Annotated in this window: 10 protein-coding genes and 5 pseudogenes; 13 read left to right on the top strand and 2 right to left on the bottom strand. The window is 67.7% G+C overall.

What is annotated here, in order from left to right:
• Window positions 1-120: 120 nt before the first annotated feature.
• The 7 genes and pseudogenes from ACTWQC_RS32910 to ACTWQC_RS32880 all read left to right on the top strand — a co-directional run.
• Window positions 121-1,149 (top strand): Bug family tripartite tricarboxylate transporter substrate binding protein, encoded by a 1,029-nt coding sequence (locus ACTWQC_RS32910; protein WP_443319522.1) that lies wholly within the window; start codon window positions 121-123, stop codon window positions 1,147-1,149.
• Between the two features lie 97 nt (window positions 1,150-1,246).
• Complete coding sequence (locus ACTWQC_RS32905; protein WP_443319521.1) at window positions 1,247-1,831, top strand: tripartite tricarboxylate transporter TctB family protein; 585 nt, start codon at window positions 1,247-1,249, stop codon at window positions 1,829-1,831.
• Complete coding sequence (locus ACTWQC_RS32900) at window positions 1,828-3,378, top strand: tripartite tricarboxylate transporter permease (protein WP_443319520.1); 1,551 nt, start codon at window positions 1,828-1,830, stop codon at window positions 3,376-3,378. Before ACTWQC_RS32905 ends, ACTWQC_RS32900 begins: the two co-directional genes overlap by 4 nt.
• Before the next feature lie 58 nt (window positions 3,379-3,436).
• The gene (locus tag ACTWQC_RS32895; protein WP_443319519.1) at window positions 3,437-3,832 is read left to right on the top strand and encodes a universal stress protein; all 396 of its coding nucleotides are present in this window, start codon (window positions 3,437-3,439) and stop codon (window positions 3,830-3,832) included.
• Between the two features lie 244 nt (window positions 3,833-4,076).
• Window positions 4,077-4,679, top strand: a pseudogene (locus tag ACTWQC_RS32890) (integrase core domain-containing protein).
• Between the two features lie 322 nt (window positions 4,680-5,001).
• The gene (locus ACTWQC_RS32885) at window positions 5,002-5,205 is read left to right on the top strand and encodes a hypothetical protein (protein ID WP_443319518.1); all 204 of its coding nucleotides are present in this window, start codon (window positions 5,002-5,004) and stop codon (window positions 5,203-5,205) included.
• Between the two features lie 82 nt (window positions 5,206-5,287).
• Window positions 5,288-6,379: pseudogene (locus ACTWQC_RS32880) on the top strand (ISL3 family transposase); the annotation flags it as partial.
• Window positions 6,380-6,735: 356 nt separating this feature from the next.
• Here the strand turns inward: ACTWQC_RS32880 and ACTWQC_RS32875 are convergent.
• Window positions 6,736-7,392 carry a SnoaL-like polyketide cyclase gene (locus ACTWQC_RS32875; RefSeq protein ID WP_443319517.1) on the bottom strand — a complete coding sequence of 219 codons (657 nt, stop codon included), beginning with the start codon at window positions 7,390-7,392 and terminating at the stop codon, window positions 6,736-6,738.
• An 818-nt stretch (window positions 7,393-8,210) separates the two neighbouring features.
• On the opposite strand from ACTWQC_RS32875, the gene ACTWQC_RS32870 reads away from it, so the two are divergent.
• Both ACTWQC_RS32870 and ACTWQC_RS32865 read left to right on the top strand, forming a co-directional pair.
• Window positions 8,211-8,957: an MHYT domain-containing protein gene (locus ACTWQC_RS32870; protein WP_443319536.1), complete on the top strand. Its 747-nt coding sequence runs from the start codon at window positions 8,211-8,213 to the stop codon at window positions 8,955-8,957.
• 173 nt (window positions 8,958-9,130) lie between these two features.
• Window positions 9,131-9,490, top strand: a pseudogene (locus ACTWQC_RS32865) (hypothetical protein); the annotation flags it as partial.
• 330 nt (window positions 9,491-9,820) lie between these two features.
• On the opposite strand, the pseudogene ACTWQC_RS32860 reads toward ACTWQC_RS32865, so the two are convergent.
• Window positions 9,821-10,036: pseudogene (locus ACTWQC_RS32860) on the bottom strand (SpoIIE family protein phosphatase); the annotation flags it as partial.
• Between the two features lie 412 nt (window positions 10,037-10,448).
• Here ACTWQC_RS32860 and ACTWQC_RS32855 point away from each other — a divergent pair.
• The 4 genes and pseudogenes from ACTWQC_RS32855 (at window position 10,449) to ACTWQC_RS32840 (ending at window position 17,023) form a co-directional block, all read left to right on the top strand.
• Window positions 10,449-13,103 carry a SpoIIE family protein phosphatase gene (locus ACTWQC_RS32855; RefSeq protein ID WP_443319516.1) on the top strand — a complete coding sequence of 885 codons (2,655 nt, stop codon included), beginning with the start codon at window positions 10,449-10,451 and terminating at the stop codon, window positions 13,101-13,103.
• Between the two features lie 281 nt (window positions 13,104-13,384).
• Window positions 13,385-14,460 (top strand): annotated as a pseudogene (locus tag ACTWQC_RS32850) (IS630 family transposase).
• Window positions 14,461-15,297: 837 nt separating this feature from the next.
• The gene (locus ACTWQC_RS32845) at window positions 15,298-16,362 is read left to right on the top strand and encodes an integrase core domain-containing protein (RefSeq protein WP_443319515.1); all 1,065 of its coding nucleotides are present in this window, start codon (window positions 15,298-15,300) and stop codon (window positions 16,360-16,362) included.
• Between the two features lie 97 nt (window positions 16,363-16,459).
• The gene (locus ACTWQC_RS32840; protein ID WP_443319514.1) at window positions 16,460-17,023 is read left to right on the top strand and encodes a tyrosine-type recombinase/integrase; all 564 of its coding nucleotides are present in this window, start codon (window positions 16,460-16,462) and stop codon (window positions 17,021-17,023) included.
• Window positions 17,024-17,551: the final 528 nt, after the last annotated feature.

Genomic DNA, 17,551 nt, shown 5'->3' with positions numbered 1-17,551 from the left:
CCGCATTTAGGCCCTAAGGTGCTTCGAAATCCATTGTGCGGTTCATCTAGACCGTTCAATGGTTCGTTGCTACGGTGCGGCGCACAGCGTGGGCGAGTGCCCTAGTCCAAGGAGGACTCCATGGAAGGCAGCAGACGCAGACGCCGCAGGTTCGGCTCCGCGACGGCAGCGGTGGCACTCGCCACCGTGCTGGCCGCTTGCAGCCAGCAGGGCGGTGACGCGGCCGGCTCCAAGTCGGCCGACGGCTACCCGGAGCGCAATATCGAGATCATGGTGCCCGCGGCCCCCGGCGGCGGCTGGGATCTCACGGCCCGTTCGATGCAGAAGGTGCTCCGCGACGACAAGGTGGTCGACCGGGCGGTCGAGGTCTTCAACGTCCCCGGCGCGGGCGGCACGATCGGGCTCTCCCAGTTCACCGGCAAGAGCAAGGGCGATCCGCACCAGCTGATGGCCACCGGCCTGGTCATGATCGGCGCCATCGAGCAGAGCAGCTCCCCGGTGAACCTGGGCGCGGTCACTCCCATCGCGACGCTGACGGCCGAGGCGGAGGCGATCGTCGTCCCGGCGTCATCGAAGTACCGGACGCTGAAGGACCTGATGACCGACTTCAGGAAGGATCCGAAGTCCGTCACCTGGGGCGGCGGCTCGGTCGGCGGCACCGACCACATCATCGCGGGTCTGCTGGCCAAGGCGGCCGGTGTCGATCCGTCCAAGGTCAAGTACGCGGGCTACGCGGGAGGCGGTGAGGCCACCGCGGCGATCCTCTCCGGGGAGATCGACGCCGGGATCTCCGGCGTGAGCGAGTTCGAGGAACAGGTCAGCGCCGGCAAGATGCGGATCCTGGCCACCTCGGGAGCCGAGCCGGTCGAGGTCGCGGGCCGCCCGGCCCCCACCATCACCGGCGAAGGGTTCGACGTCGAGCTCATGAACTGGCGGGCGATCGTCGCCCCTCCCGGTATCAGCGACGCCGAACGCACCGCGGTGACCGAGGTCATCGACACGATGCACAAGACCCCCGGCTGGCAGCGAGTCCTCGAGCAGCAGGGCTGGGACGACTACTACCACACCGGCGACGAGGCCGAAACGATCTTCAAGGACGAGACGACGCGGGTGAAGGGCATCATCAAGGACCTCGGCGTCACCACCTGACTGGTGCCGGGGGAGGAAATCCCCCCATGCCCCTCCCCCGGCACCGCCTCGCGCGCACCGAACCTGATCCGAGATCGAGCCGCTGTACAGGAGCACCATGACCGCCAACCAACAGCACATGGACCCGGTGGAAGCAGAGGAGGCGGAGGAGGTGGACGAAACCCGCGAACCGGGCCCGCGCGCGAGGACCATCGTCGCCGTGGTCTTCCTCGCGGCCGGGGTCACCGTCCTCGTCCAGACCTCTTCCATACCCGGACCACAGGGCCTCGACCTGCGGGGGCCGAGGGCGATGCCCCTTGCCGTCGCGGTCATCTGGCTGCTCCTCGGCGGCATCTATCTCATCCAGCAGCTGCTCCGCCTCCCGGAGCGCCACGGCGACCAGCAGCGCGGCCGGGCGGTCACGGCCACGGCGGCCGCCACCTCCTCTGCCGCCACCGCCGCGCTGCCTCCCGCGCGCCGCCTCGCGCTGCTGGTCGCCGTGCTGGCCGGGTACGCGTTCGCGCTCGCACCCCTGGGCTACGTCCTGGCCACCGCCGCCTTCTGGGTGGCGGCGGCCAGGATCCTCGGCAGCCGCCAGTGGCGCCGCGACGTGGCCGTGGCGATCGCGCTGTCGCTCACCGCGTACCTGTTCTTCACTCAGGTGCTGTCCATCCGGCTCCCGGAAGGGGTGCTCCCGCTGTGAACGTCATAGGCGACCTCCTCAACGGATTCGGCACGGTACTCGCGCCGCAGAACCTCCTGCTCGCGGCACTCGGCGTCACCCTCGGCACGTTCATCGGCGTCCTGCCCGGCATCGGCCCGGCCCTCACGATCGCCCTGCTGCTGCCCGTCACCTTCAACTTCTCCGATCCCACCGGCGCCTTCATCATGTTCGCCGGCATCTACTACGGGGCCATGTACGGCGGATCGACGACCTCGATCCTCATCAACACCCCCGGAGAGTCCGCGTCCGTGGCCACGGCCATCGAGGGCCACCAGATGGCCAGACGCGGCCGTGCCCGCGCCGCGCTCGCCACCGCCGCGATCGGCTCCTTCGTAGCCGGAACGATCTCCACCGTCCTGCTCACCTTCGTCGCCCGCCCCATCGGCGAACTCGCGGTCACCTTCCAGGCCCCCGACTACTTCGCACTCACCGTCCTGGCCATGGTCTCGGTCACCGCACTCGTCGGCCGCTCCCTGCTGCGCGGCCTGATGTCACTGGTCACCGGCCTGTTCATCGGGCTCATCGGCCTGGACTCGCTGACCGGGCAACCCCGGTTCACCTTCGGCGTCCCCCTCCTCAACGACGGCGTCAACATCGTCATCGTCATCGTCGGCCTGTTCGCCATCGGCGAGACGCTGCACGTGCTGGCGCAGGGGCGCACCCACAAGGAGGAGGTCGCACCCCTCGAAGACGGCAGTGCGAGGACCGGCTGGCTCAGCAGGAAGGACTGGTCCAGGTCCTGGCCCGCCTGGCTGCGGGGCGCGGCCCTCGGCTTCCCCTTCGGGACACTCCCGGCCGGGGGCGCCGAGGTACCCACCTTCCTCAGCTACACCTACGAAAAGCACCGCTCCAAACACCGCGAGGAGTTCGGCCGCGGCGCGATCGAAGGCGTCGCCGGTCCCGAGGCGGCCAACAACGCCTCCTTCTCCGGCGTGCTGGTACCCCTGCTCACCCTCGGCATCCCCACATCCGCCACAGCGGCCGTCATGCTCGCGGCCTTCCAGATCTTCAACCTCCAGCCCGGCCCCCAACTCTTCGACACCTCCTCCGAGCTGGTCTGGGCCCTGATCGCCTCGCTCTACGTCGGCAACGTCATGCTGCTGGCTCTCAACCTGCCCCTCATCCGCCTGTGGGTGAAAGTCCTCCAAGTCCCGCGGCCCCTGCTGTACTCAGGCATCCTCGTCTTCGCGACACTGGGCGTCTATGCCGCATCCGCGAACCTCACCGAGGTGCTGCTGGCCTACGGCATCGGCATCGTCGGCTTCTTCATGCGGCAATTCCACTTCCCCATCGCACCCGCCGTCCTCGGCGTCATCCTCGGCCCGATGATGGAAGAACAACTCCGGCGGACGCTGCTGATCTCCAACGGCGACCTCTCGGTCATCGTGACGCGCCCGCTCTCCCTCAGCCTCCTCCTCGCCGCCGCCGTAGCCCTCGTACTGCCCTACCTGCCAAAGACACTCGCCCGGCTGCGCGGCAAAAACGCCGACGACCGGCACAAGCTCGCCTTCGCCGACGAAGACTGACCACCGACAGGCCCTACAGGCCCAACGAGCGCCAGAAGTCCGAAACAGGAGAGACACCATGACCGTTGTCGTCGGCTACATAGCCACCCCCGAAGGACGAGCCGCGGTGGACGAGGCCGCCCGGGAGGCCTCCAGACGCGGCGCGCGGCTCGTCGTGGTCAACGCCGCAGCCGAAGACGCCTACGTCGACAAGGCCCTCGCACGGCAGGACGATCTGGACCGGCTGCGCCGCTGGCTAGAGGATAACGGCGTGGAGCATGAGATCCGCCAACCGGACGCGGGACGGTCACCCGCTGACGAGATCGTGACGACTGGGGAAGAGCTGACCGCCGAGTTGATCGTGATCGGGCTGCGCAGGCGGAGCCGCGTCGGCAAATTCCTCCTCGGCAGCACCGCCCAGCTGATCCTGCTCAACGCGGATTGCCCCGTCCTGGCGGTCAAAGCGGAGGGCTGACTGGCTCCTGCGCCCCCATGCGCCACGCGGCGAGCGAAATGACGTGGCCGATTCGAACCGCGGTGGAGGGGCTGCGGTTGTGCAGGGTCGTGGTCATGAAGTACGAGAAGTGCTCGGCCCTGCGCTTGCCAAGAACCTCATCCACCCAGGTGGGAGGCAGTCCGCGGGGTACGGGATCTCGACGGCGGTCCCTCCGGCCAGCGCTCTCGCGCGGCTGTCGATCAGCGCGGCATGATGATCGGCCGTGCTGCTCCGACTGGCCTGCCTGGGCGTGACGAACGCCTTCGCCATGCTGCGCCTGCTGCCGATGAGCGACCAGGATAAGGACATCGAGATCCTCTCGTTGCGTCATCAGATCACGGTGCTGGAGCGAGAAATGGGTAAGAAGAGGTCGCGGTTCGACCTGAGCGATCAAGTGTCACCCTGACCGGAGCGCGGCTGCACGTATTCCCGGTCATCGAGCACGCCAACCGGCGGATCCGGATCCTGGGGCCACCGCACACCCAACCGCCTCCTGGGTAACACAAGCGGCGAAGAACATCATGGAGCGATGGGTGCAGACATGCCGACGCGAACTCCTCGACCGACGTTGGTCTGGAACGAGCGACACCTCCTTTACACCCTGCGGGAGTTCGAGCAGTTCTACAACTCCCACCGGCCCCATCAGGGCATCGCAAACGCCCGCCCGCTGGATCCCTTGCCAGCGCCGATTGCCAATCCCGAGGCCATAGCCCGCCTCGACATACGACGGCGCGATCGCCTCAGCGGCATCCTCCACGAGTACGGCATGCCGCCTGACCTGGCCGGATGCCATTTTCGGCAAGCGCAGGGCTCAGTCGAGACCTGAGCCCGCCTCTCGCCCTTTCAGCCGAGGCCGTCCGCGCCGACCTGCACGGCCGACTCGTCCAAAACCGCGTCGGAGACGAACTGCGGACGCCATCGGGGTCTGTCCAGTCAAAGGCCCTGTCTCATATTCGGTGGTGACGGAGCGTCGTCGGTGTCGTTGCCACTCACATGAGAGATGTCAACGAGCTTGTGAGTACGGTGTTTTCGGGGCTGGGGCCCCTGGTCATCGAGGGTGTGGTCGACGAAGGGGAGCGGATCCTGGTGCGGGCGCGGACTGGGAGGATTCGGTGCCGTGCCCGGGCTGCGGGGCGTTGTCCGGGAGTATGCACGGCTATCACCTGCGGACCGTGGCCGACGTGCCGGTGGACGGGCGGCGGGTGGTGGTCCGTGTGCGGGTGCGGCGCCTGGTGTGTCCCACGCGCGACTGCCGCCACACCTTCCGCGAGCAGGTGCCCGGGGTACTGGAGCGATACCAGCGACGCACCGCCCGTCTGACCAGGCAAGTCAAGGCGTGGTCAAGGAGTTAGCGGGCCGGGCAGGGGCACGTTTGCTGGCGAAACTCGCTGTGGGCTTGTCGCGTCACACTGCGCTGCGCGCCCTGTTGCGCATCGCGTTGCCCACTGGGCGGGTGCCCGCGTGATCGGCGTCGACGATTTCGCTCTGCGCCGGCGGCACCGCTATGCCACCGTGGTGATCGATGCCGAGAGCCATGAGCGGATCGACGTGGTGCCCGACCGCACGGCCGACACCCTGGAGGCGTGGCTGCGTGCCCATCCGGGGGTCGAGGTCGTGTGCCGCGACGGCTCGGCCACCTATGCCGAGGCCATCCGCCGCGCCCTGCCCGACGCGGTACAGGTCGCTGATCGCCGGCATCTGTGGCACAACCTGTGCGAAGCCGCCCTGAGTGAGGTGAAGGCACACAGTAGCTGCTGGGCCACCGTGCTGGACGCGCCCCTGTACGGCGGGCCCCGTGCACAGACCACCCTTCAGCGCTGGCACCAGGTCCACGACCTTCTCGGCCAGGGCGTGGGCCTGCTCGAATGCGCCCGCCGTCTGCAACTGGCACTGAACACCGTCAAGCGCTATGCCCGGGCCGATCAGTCCGAGCGGATGCTGCGTGTCCCTAAATACCGTGCCGGCCTCGTCGACCCTTACCGCGAGCATCTGCGCAAACGCCGGGCCGAGGACCCCGCCGTCCCCGTCCTGCACCTCTTCGAAGAGATCAAGGCCCTCGGCTTCACGGGCTGTCTCAACCTCCTGCACAAGTACATCAACCAAGGCCGCGCGGACGCCGACCGCAGCCACATCTCTGCGCGCAGGCTCGCCCGGATGCTGCTCACCAGGCCCGACAACCTCAAGGCCGAGCATCACGACCTCCTGGCCCGGCTCACCGCCGCCTGCCCCGAGATGACCCAACTGGCCGCCCACATCCGGACCTTCGCCCAGCTCCTGAAGCCTCAGCCAGGAAACGCCGACGCGCTCGAGCACTGGATCTCCCAGGTCCGCGCAGCCGATCTGCCCCATCTGCACGCCTTCACCCGGGGTCTGGAGCGAGACCGTGACGCTGTGATCGCCGCCCTCACACTCCCGTACAGCAACGGACCCACCGAGGGCGTCAACACCAAGACCAAGCTGATCGCGCGGCAGATGCACGGCAGAGCAGGCTTCACTCTCCTACGCCACCGCATCCTCCTCGGATAACGTCACCCTCCGCTACCACCGAATGTGAGCCAGGGCCCAGATACGTGGTGATCACCCCGCCGGCTCGAGGGGTCGGCGCACGCCTCGTGTCCCGTCGGCGGCACTCGGTATCGTGCCGCAGCGCATATTGCGGGATCCTCGACGCAGAAGGGACAGCATGCGAAAGCCGCAGGTCACAGCGATGGTGTCCACCACAATAATCGGGAATTTGCGCTTCGGGAGACGGACGGTTGACGAAATGCAGCGGATGAAGTGTCAGTCATGAGGCCAGCCGTCGGCGCCTGCCTCACCCGCGACTGCAGGAGTGGCCACCGGCGGGCCCTCCTGGCCGGGATCCGGGTGAGCCCGCCAGTGTGTCAGGTGGTGTGTGCGACCGGGCAGCCGCCTGTCAGGCTGCCCAGGAAGGCGTTGGGGTCGTAGAAGTGCTCGACCTCGAGCAGCTTGAGGTCGTCACTGACCTTGGCGACGCTCACGCCGAACATCTCGATCTTCTCACCGGTCGGCTGGAAGCCCTTGTAGGCGCCTTCGAAGCTGCCCCAGTGCCGCCACTTGAACGTGACCACGGGGGGCGGGGAGAGGACGTCGAGCACCTCCCAGAAGAAGCCCTGAGGGAAGGCGCGGTGGAAAACCGCGTGCTGGGACTCGAAGCTCTCCTCCTCACGGCGGTAGAAGGCGCTGTCACCGATGAGGATGTTGTAACTGCCCTGCTCGGCGATGTCGTTGGCACTGGCCCAGGGTCCGCCGTTGACCCGGGTACGGAATCGGTCCGTGACCATGGAGACCCATGTCCGCGGATCTTCCTTGTGCGAGACCTCCATCTCGAAGACCTGCACGATGCTCTCGACGACCGCCTCGAGGGAACCGGCCTCTAAACGGCTGGTCCGCTCGTGAGGCATCACCGTGTGCGACAGATGGTAGTCCGGCGGTCCGTCACGCCAGTCGGAAGGAGCCGCGGCAGCGATGACCGCTTCGCGGCCCTGCTGCCATAGGGGGGTGACCTGGGATTCCGTCACGTATGCGTCCTTTCTCACCATGGAAGTGAGGTGCTGTTGCCGAGTGCCCCGTGGTTGCCGGTGATCCTGCCGTACGCGACTACTGACCGCGTGACTTTAGCCAACGCTTTAGGTGTGTGTCTGAGAGTTGGCGTGTGTGCGCGGGGCCGATGGGCTGTCAGGTCACTGCCGGTTCCCTGAGGCGCGGCCGCCCACGCGCGCTGGTCACGTCCGTCATCCGGTTGCGCGTCCACCGGGGCTATCCGTCCGCGGGCACTTCAGCGTACGGGCCGCGCATTGCCGACCAGGTGGACGCCCCAAGTGGCTGTCGAGGTGTGGCAGGGGCGGCAGGATTCGAACCTGCGGCGTGCGGGTTTGGAGTCCGCTGCTCTGGCCGGACAGTCGGCGACATCTCGGAGCGACGGATACACCGACAACAGCTGCACCGCCGATCTCGTCATCACGCCGACGGGTTGGTCGTGCTGGGGGACCCAAAGGTCCTCTCCGCCGTGCAGAACGGCTCACGTCGGCTGACCGGACGCTCTGAGCGTCCGGGATTTTCGTACCCTTGACAGGAGAATCGTGGACGATTCCAGTCGAATTATTGAGTGAATTCTTATGGATAACGTTGTCAGATTTCGAGGAGCTAACGGTGTTGCCCAACGGGTAGAGCGCGGCGAGTGCCGTGCGTAACGTGCTCGGCACCGAGCACTTCTGAAGTCGGCATCGGCAAGGGCCAACTGCCGTTGTCCTGCCGTGTCGAGACACGTGGTTGGCATCCAAGGGGACTCGTCGTGATAGTCCAGCACCATCTGTTCTCCAACGCGGCCTATCCCGTGATGGCCTATGTGACGGCCTGCACGGGCTCCGCCCTCGGGCTCGCCTGTGCCCGCCGCTTTCACGCGCGAGGTGTGCGCAGGGGATGGAACTGGCTGGCCGCGGGAGCCCTGACCCTCGGATCGGGCATCTGGGGCATGCATTTCATCGCCATGCTCGGATTCTCGGTCCACGGGGTCGAATTGCGGTACGACGTAACGCTCACGACGCTGAGTCTGATCGTCGCGGTGGTCATCGTAGGACTCGGCATGCTCGCCGCCGGTGTGCGCAGATCGTGGTACGCCCTACTCGGCAGCGGACTGGTGTCGGGGCTCGGAGTGGCCGCCATGCACTACATCGGCATGGCATCCCTGCAATTCCCGGGGGTCATCCGATATTCGGGGCAGGTTGTCCTGCTATCCGTCCTCATTGCCGTCATCGCAGCCACCGCGGCCTTGTGGGCAACGCTCCGGGTGGCCGGAAAGACGGCGACCGTGGCCGCGGCGACGGTCATGGGGATCGCCATCAGCGGTATGCACTACACGGGCATGCTCGCCGTCGACGCGACGACCACGGGTACAGACGTCAGCGGCGGCGGCGTCGTCGGCACCAAATTGATCGCGCCGTTGATCATCGGTCTGGTGACTCAGATCCTCCTGGTGTGGTTCGCCGTCCTGATGACCTCGGTGCATGAAGGCGGTGACAACGCGGTTCCGGCCCACGCGCACTCGGCGTCGGAGGTCCGCCCGGAGGGGCCGTTTGGGAACTGAGGTCGGACGCACCGAGCAGTTTGAAGGCAGGCCGGATGGACATCTCTCGCGGAAGTGATTGGTAATCACCGGCCCCGGTAAGCAACTGCGATCACGTCGGCCAACTCGGTGAGCTGCCAGGCTGTTGCCGACTCTGCTGCGCAATTCTCGGGGCTGTGTCCTGCCGCCGCGGGATGATCGTCTCTGTGGCCGTCTTCTGTCACGCGGCCGCGGGGAGGGTGAGCGATGTCGTTACAGCCGGGGGGGACTGCCGCCGGTCCCGGAGCAGACCATTGCGGTGGCGTGTGCGGCGTTCCCGAAGGGAAGCCTGGCGATGCGGGTGCGGAACCGGCTCGGCGAGGTCTTCGTGGACGAGCCATTTGCCGGTGCGTTCGGGGTGCGGGGTGCTCCGGGGCTCTCGCCGGGGGGTGTTGTCGCTGGTCACCGTATTGCAGTTCGCGGAGAACCTGACCGACCGGCAGGCCGCGGCGATGGCAGTGCGGGCGATCGACTGGAAGTACGCGATCGGTGCGGAGCTGACGGATACTGGGTTCGACGACGGTGTGCTATCCCGTTTCCGGGCCCGGCTGGCCGAACACGGCATGGAGCGGCTGGTCTTCGACCGGCTCCTGGAGCACTGCAAGGACGCCGGACTGGTGGCGGCCGGGGGCAAGCAGCGCACCGATTCGACCCATGTGATCAGCGCGGTGCGGGATTTGAACCGGCTGGAGTTGGCCGGCCAGAGCGTGCGGGCCGCGCTGGAGGCCCTCGCGGCCGCCGCGCCCGGGTGGCTGGCCGTAGCGGTGAACGTGCCTGACCTCGCCCACCGCTACGGGGAGCGGATCAACGGCTGGACGATGCCGTCGTCGAAGAGACGGTCTCCAGGAGGCGGGCTCGGCCAGCGCGCGGCGCAGACCCACGCCCACGCCGACGTCGTGATCGCGGGATTCGATGAGGCTGTCGGTGTAGAGGGCCAGCAGGCTGCCCTCGGGCAGGTCAAGCTCGGCGGTCTCGAAGGGCAGGCCGCCGACGCCCAGCCGGGGCCTGGCGGGGACATCGAGGAAGTCGAAGGTGCCGCCGGGGAGCACGACCGCGGGTGGGGAGCATGTCCGTGGAGACACCGCCGGAGCGGAAGCCCGTCGGGCCGCAGTGACGATGGCACGCAATGGTTTCGAAGGCATCCCTGACGCCGGTTGTGCCGGTGGTTGACGCTCGTGCATCCGGGACAGTCTCACTCCGGCCGTCACGCCGGGCCTGGACCTCGCGGGGGAAAAGCCGGGCCTGGACCTCGCGGGGGAAAAGGGGAACGGCACTCCCTCACGCCGACTGGCAGAGAAGTCAGCCGACCCCTGCTGTCGGCACACGCCATAGCGTGTGCGTGATCGCGTGCGAGACCCCTGGGCCGGCGTTCCGTCGCGGTCTGCTGCGGCTGCGGCTGCGGCTGCGGCTGCGGCTGCGAGGGTTTATATCGTTTGGGCAAAAATGTATGTTGTGTCGCGTGAGGGATTGCCAATGGTGCCAGAACCAAGCCGGATCTCCGCAGGCCCGGTGACCTCCACGGAGTCCTCGGCGGAGCATCGGTTGTCCATGCTCGCGGCCGCCGGCACCGGGCTCACGGGCGGTGAGGCCCTGCAGTACGCGCTGGACCAGGCGGTGGCCGAGCTCACGGGACTGGCGGGGATGGCGCACTGGTGCGGGCCGTCAGGTGGTCGCCCCCTACATCTGGCCGTCGTCAGCGGACTCCCTCGGGCCGCATTCCAGGGGTGGGAGGAGATCGGGGCGGACGCACCTTCCGGGGCGCCTACCCATGCCGTGCGCGACGGCACCTTTGCGTGGATGCCCGTGGTCGATGCCGCGGGTTCGCTACCGGACGACACCCACGACACCGCTGCGTCGCGATCCGTAACGTTGTCGTTGCCGACTGCCACCATGGTGGCAGCCGTTCCCATACCCGGCCCGGACGCACCGCTGGGGGCCCTGTCCGTACTGACGGCTTCGGGTGAGCCGACGGCCGGGCAGCGGGCCTTCCTGCCGGCAGTGGCGCGCTGGGCAGCACAACGAGTTCCGCAGTCGACCACCGCCGGGGTGAGCCGCCGGTGGTGGCGAGAGCAGCCGGCCGGCTCCTACCCGCTGATCGCCCAGGAGCCTGTCGTCCATGCGCTGCGGTACCTGCGTGACGGGTTCCTCGTGGTGGACGGCGACTGGCGGACCTCGTACATCAACGTCGAGGCCGAGCGCCTCCTCGGGCCGGCAGAGGACGTGCTCGGGCGAGTGCTGTGGGACGGTCCTGCCGGCAGGGTGCCCGGCCTGGAAGCCCGGTGTCGGCAGGCCGCCGCCGACGGTGCGCCGGTGGGCTGCGACGTCCAGTGGCCGACCGATGAGCGCTGGTACCACATACGGCTGGTCCCGGTACCCAATGGCCTGACGCTTTACGTCACCGATGTCACCGAGACGAAGATCCGCGTTGCGCAGCGCGCGGCTGCCGAACGCGCCACAGCTCAGCGAACCGCCCCGATCGGCAAGCTGACCAGCGCCCTGACCTATGCGGTGACCGCACGGGACGTGGTCGAGGTCGTCGCGGAGTATGTGCTGCCGCCCTTCGATGCCGCAGGTCTGGTGGTCGAGGTGTTCGAGAGCGGCCGTCGGCACGTGGTCGGGTCTGTGGGGTACTCGCCGGACTTCCTCCGCGGCATCACCGAGACGCCGCAAGCCCACAGCTCCCCGTTCAACGACGTGCTCCGCACCCGTCTGCCGATATTCATGGGCTCGCCGGCCGAGTACATCGCGCTCTACCCGGGGATGGCCGAAAGGGCGGCTGCGTCGGGGAAGCAGGCATGGGCGTTCCTCCCTCTGATCGCTTCCGGGGATCCGATAGGCTGCTGCGCCATTTCGTTCCACGAGCCTCACCACTTCACCGGCGAGGAGCGCGCCCTGCTCACCGCGCTCAGCGGACTGGTCGGCCAGGCCCTGGCCCGAGCCCGCCTGTACGACACCGAGCACGCCCGCGCCCAGGAGCTGCAGCGTGGCCTGCTCCCGCGCGCACTGCCCTCCACGCCCGCCGTCGTTGCCGCAGCCCGCTACCTGCCCGCCAGGAGTGGCATTGGCATCGGCGGCGACTGGTACGACGTCATCCCGCTGTCGGCGGACCGCGTCGCCCTCGTCATCGGCGATGTCATGGGCCACGGGCTGACCGAGGCCGCCACGATGGGACGCCTGCGCACCGCCGTGCACACCCTGGCCGACCTGGACTTGCCGCCCGACGAGATCCTTGCTCACCTCAATGACCTCGTCAGCGACCTCGGCGACGACCTCTACGCCACCTGCCTGTACGCCATCTACGACCCCACCACTGGCCTGTGCTTCCTCGCCTCAGCGGGCCATCCCCCACCCGCCATTGCCCTTCCCGACGGCACCGTGTTCTTCGCGGACCTGCCCCCCGACCCGCCCCTGGGCGCAGCTGAGCCTCCGTTCAGCACCATCCAGCTGCATCTGCCCGAAGACAGCCTGCTTGTGCTGTACACCGACGGTCTGGTCGAGTCGGCCACCCGCGACATCGACAGTGGCATGGCCGCCGTGGCCCGATGCCTCACCGTCGGCCCAGGCGCGTTCCGCACCGGGTCCTCGGTCGGCCCGAGCGGCGACGGGCGGGCGCCACGCCCCGATCCGTGTGACGCACGCGAACACCTCGACCGGTTGTGCGACGCCCTCACCACCACGCTGCTGCCCGCCCAGGAGCTGACCACGGATGACGCCGCCCTGCTCATCGCTCGCGTTCAGCGGCTGGCTCCCCAGAACATCGCGTCCTGGCCGCTTCCCGCCGAGCCCGTGGCCGCTGGCCTGGCGCGCAGGCATGTCCGGGAGCAGCTCACCGCCTGGCACCTCGACGACCTGTTGATGACCACGGAACTGCTGGCCAGCGAACTAGTCGGCAACGTCGTTCGGCACGCCAAGGGTCCCATCCAGCTGCGCCTGCTGCTCAGCCGGACCCTGATCTGCGAGGTCTTCGACGGCAGCCAGGCGACTCCCAGGATCCGCCGAGCCGCCGAAACCGACGAAGGCGGACGTGGACTCCAGCTCGTTGCCGCGTTCTCCCAGCACTGGGGCGCCCGCTACACCATCGACGGCAAGTGCATCTGGACTGAACAGCCGCTGCCTGCCCAGCCGTAGACCCGCAGTATACCCGTGAGCTGGGCACTGTCTGGGCACTGTCGGGGGGCGAGCAGAATCGACCTGACCGCCCCGGTGACGCAACAGCTCACTCGAGGGCACGCGCAATCACAGGTCGCATGCCGGGCACCGTCACAGGGAGGAACGGTGGGTCGTCGACATTGACCGGGCCTGTTGCTGGATTGCTCGCCCTGGCCAACGGGCTAGAGAGCTTCAAGCGCTGGGGTTATGCGCCCTGCTGCACCGCTGACATCTGACGCCCTGTTGGCTATGCCGGAAGCATGAGGTATCCCGATGGGGGCGGTCTGACCGCCGAGGAACGGGCTCGGCGTGAGCGGGTGCGGTTCGAGGCTGCCGACATGTTCGCTGCGGGTGCGTCCGAGCGGGAGGTGGCCCAGCGCTTACGGGTCTCGCGGATGTCGGCAAACCGCTGGCATCGGGCGTTCAAGGCCGGAGGCCGGCAGGCCCTGGCCTCCAAGGGCCCGGGGGGTGCGACGTGCAAGCTCACGGGCACCCAGTTACGGGAGTTGGAAGCTCTGCTGCAGGCGGGTCCGGCAGCGCACGGCTGGGCGGAGGACCAGCGCTGGACCTGGCGCGGATCGCGGAGCTGATCCATCGACGCTTCCGGGCGCAGTACACCCTGGCCGGCGTGGACCTGCTGCTGCACCGCATGGGCTGGAGCGTGCAGGTCCCCTCCCAGCGGGCCACCGAGCGAGACGAGGAGAAGATCGCCGAGTGGAAGGCCGAGCAGTGGCCCGCCATAAAAGAAGGCGGCGGACCTGGGCGCCTGGCTCTGCTTCGAGGACGAGGCCGGGCAAGGGCTGAGGCCGCCCAAGGGCCGCACCTGGGGAAAGCGGGGCACACCCCCGTCGTCCGCGTTACCGCCGCTGGCACGGTCCGGCTCTCGCTGGCCGCGCTGGTGTGCCACAAGCACGGACAGCACACCCCCCTGGACTACCGCACCCGCCCATGGCGCAGCCGCCACGACGGCCGTAAGGGCTTCGCCGAGACCGACTACGCCAGGCTGCTGGACGCCGCCCACCAGCAACTCGGAGGGCCGATCGTGTTGGTGTGGGACAACCTCAACACCCACCGCAGCGTGCGGATGAGGCAGCTGATCGCAGCCCGCGACTGGCTGCACGTCTACCACCTGCCGTCCTACGCTCCCGAACTCAACCCAGTCGAAGCCGTATGGGCCCACCTGAAGACATCCCTGGCCAATCTCACCAAGCGCTCCCTGGACCAGCTGACCAGGCTGGTCAAGACCCGACTCAAACGCATGCAGCACCGCGACGGGCTCATCGACGCCTTCATCACCAGAACTGGACTCGACTTCGCCCATAACCCCAGCGCTTGAAGCTCTCTAATGGCCTGTAACAAACCCGGACCAACCTCGGCCCAACCGATGAGCAGCAGCGGCCCGACTGCGTCGAAAGCTGCCTTGCCCACCTGACCGGCGATGAGCGGATCGGTCACATTCAGCGCCAACGTTATGGTGCTGAAGAAGACCAAGAGTCGACGGGCGGGACGAAGCTGCTGAGGACGCGCACCATGCAGGGCGAGGTACCGAGTTCCCAGCAGCAGGCCCATGACCGACAGGTCCACCGCCGGCGCCACCAGCGGCGCCACCCACGGAGGCACCCCCAATCGCATCGCCAAGGTCCACACATTGCCGAAGCCTAAGAGGAACGCCAGGCCGACCACCGCAGTCATCATCACGGTTACCGCACGGAGAGTAATCCGCCGCTCCAACCTGACCTTGGCCTGACTGTGAGTAATCGTCGTCGGCTTCGTAGCGGCCATCAGACTGTCCTCCGCGCAGGGAGCTCAAACCGGCCTTCGATGACCAGTCGCCCGGTGAGAAATCCCTGGTCAGACCTTCCACCTTCTGTTTGGCGTCCCGCCGGGGGCGCCCAACCTGCGGCTCGCGCTTCGCTCGAAGCCACAGGTCAAGTCCGTGTTCCGTCTTGGACAAGCGGCCGTACCGTGTGCGCCCCTGGGGCACACACGGTACGGCCTCCCTACGTCTCACGGTCGAAAAGCGCAGGTCAGCGAGTCCGCGGTGGTCGTCACAGCCGTGCATGACCAAGCCGCAGGTGCGAGCCCTACGAGGGCTGCACCGTGCCAGAACGCGGCCGCATGAGTTGACCTGCAGGTTCGCGGTAGAGACCGAGTCCCGGCAGGATCATTGCTCATGTTCTTCCGGCTGCTCTATCTGGCCTTGCGTCAGGTCTTTGGATGGCTCGTACTTCTCGTGCGCAGCGACGCGAGCAAGACCGTCGAGCTTCTCGTGTTGCGGCATGAGGTCGCGGTCCTGCGGCGGCAGCATCCGCAGCCGCGCTGGTCCTGGCCGGACCGCGCCGTACTCACCGTCCTGGCCCGGCTGCTGCCGCGCGAGCTGCGCCGAGTGCGGCTGGTCACCCCGGGGACATTGCTGCGCTGGCACCGTCGACTGGTCTCCCGGAAGTGGACCTATCCCCCGCGTGGCGGACGCCCAGCAGTCGGCGAGGAGACATGCGCTCTGGTCATCCGCATGGCCCGGGACAATCCGCGGTGGGGACACCGACGGATCCAGGGCGAACTGCTCGGCCTGGGTCACCGAGTGGGAGCCGGCACGATCCGCCGCATCCTCAGCCGCGCGGGACTGGGCCCGGCACCGCGCCGACAGGGCGACCCGACCTGGCGCAACTTCCTGCGCACGCAGGCCGAAGGGCTCCTGGCCACCGACTTCTTCCACTTGGACACGATCAACCTGCATCGGCTGTATGTCCTGTTCGTCATGGAGGTCCGTACCCGACACGTCCACATTCTCGGCGTCACCGACCACCCCACCGCCGACTGGGTTACCCAGCAGGCCCGCAATCTCCTCGCCGACTTCGGCACCCGGATCGGATCCTTCCGCCACCTGATCAGGGACCGGGATACGAAGTTCACGGCCGCCTTCGACGCCGTCTTTACCTCCGAGGGCGTGGAGGTGGTGAAGATCCCGCCTCGTCTGCCCGCAGCGAACGGGTACGCGGAGCGGTTCGTACGCAGCGTCCGCGACGAGTGCACCGACCGACTCCTCCTCTACCGGGAACGGCATGCCGTCACCGTCCTGGACGCATACGCCCGGCACTTCAATACCCATCGGCCACACCAGGGCCGCAATCAACTCCCGCCCGACCACGACCCGGTCACCGTGATCCCGCTGGACACCGCGGTCCAGCGACACAAAGTCCTCGGCGGCCTCATCAACGAGTACCACCGAGCAGCCTGAGGGACCAGGAATCACGCCAGGCGACAGGCCGGATCCGGGTTTTGGCACGGTACAGCTCGTCCAGCGGTCCCACGGCCACTACATCGGCTGGGGCAACGTGGTCACCTTCGCCGCCTGCACCGCTGCCCGCATCGGCGAAGTGTCCGGCGTCCGCGTCAAGGATATCGACCCGGTCAACTGGATCTGGACGGTGCGCCGTCAGACGACTCCCTCCCCCGGTGGTCTGGCCGACAAGGGCACCAAGGGGAAGATGACGCGCCGTATCCCTCTGATCGAGGAAGTGCGGCCTCTGGTCGCCGAGCGGCTCCTGGCCGCCGGCTCCAATCCGGATGCCCGATTGTTCACCGGTCCTCGGGGCGGTCGGATCAGCACCGCCGTGCTGCGCGACGCCACCCACTGGGACGAGGTCGTCAACCTGCTCGGATACGAACACCTCCGACGCCACGACCTACGCCACACCGGCCTAACCTGGATGGCCGACGCCGGCGTCCCCCTCCACGTGCTGCGGGTCATCGCGGGTCACGGCTCGCTGTTGACCACGCAGCGGTATCTCCACCCGGATCTGCGGGCGGTCGCCGAGGCCGGCAGGTCCCTCAGCGCCCACCCGTCCGGCGCGCCCGCCCCCTCGGCGGCACTGGCCACGTCACTGCGGTCGTTGTAGGTAGCTAACAACAGGTGGCAAACCGATCACGATCTTGGTCCCCAAGGAAACAGGGTCTGATCAGGGACTTCTTCTCCGGCGCCGTCCCCACGTGGTCCCCAAGCGCCTGACGGGCCGTGAGATTGGCAGTCGCTGACAGAATCGCGAAAGGCCCGCTGAGCTGGGAACTCTCCCATCTCAGCGGGCCTTTCGACACCGTCGGGACGACAGGATTTGAACCTGCGACCCCTTGACCCCCAGCAGTCGACACCGCGTGTCGTCCTGTTATCGCCAATCCTGCTGCGTCCAGGTGGTGCAGGTCAGGTCCTGTTTCACTACCACCAGCATGACACCGTCTGCCGCCTTGTGACACCCAGTCCGTGAGAGACCTGTGAGAGGAGGTGAGAAGGCGCCACGCGCGGGCCAGTCATGATGCACGTACCGTCTTGGCGCACATTCGTGGAATGAATCCAGCGGAGTTGGCCAGCGGGGGCACGACAGTCCTTGCTGCACGGCATCCGGAGCGAGGCCTGGTGGATGCGACCGACG

This window comes from Streptomyces sp. 8N616 (genome assembly GCF_052246385.1).
GTDB lineage: Bacteria > Actinomycetota > Actinomycetes > Streptomycetales > Streptomycetaceae > Streptomyces.
The sequence above is the reverse complement of the archived record's forward strand: the minus strand, read 5'-3'. Positions and strand labels throughout refer to the sequence as shown.

Coding starts and splice junctions, on each gene's coding strand:
- ACTWQC_RS32910 (WP_443319522.1), top strand. CDS start 121: ATGGAAGGCAGCAGACGCAGACGCCGCAGGTTCGGCTCCGCGACGGCA.
- ACTWQC_RS32905 (WP_443319521.1), top strand. CDS start 1,247: ATGACCGCCAACCAACAGCACATGGACCCGGTGGAAGCAGAGGAGGCG.
- ACTWQC_RS32895 (WP_443319519.1), top strand. CDS start 3,437: ATGACCGTTGTCGTCGGCTACATAGCCACCCCCGAAGGACGAGCCGCG.
- ACTWQC_RS32885 (WP_443319518.1), top strand. CDS start 5,002: ATGCACGGCTATCACCTGCGGACCGTGGCCGACGTGCCGGTGGACGGG.
- ACTWQC_RS32870 (WP_443319536.1), top strand. CDS start 8,211: ATGGCCTATGTGACGGCCTGCACGGGCTCCGCCCTCGGGCTCGCCTGT.
- ACTWQC_RS32855 (WP_443319516.1), top strand. CDS start 10,449: ATGGTGCCAGAACCAAGCCGGATCTCCGCAGGCCCGGTGACCTCCACG.
- ACTWQC_RS32845 (WP_443319515.1), top strand. CDS start 15,298: ATGTTCTTCCGGCTGCTCTATCTGGCCTTGCGTCAGGTCTTTGGATGG.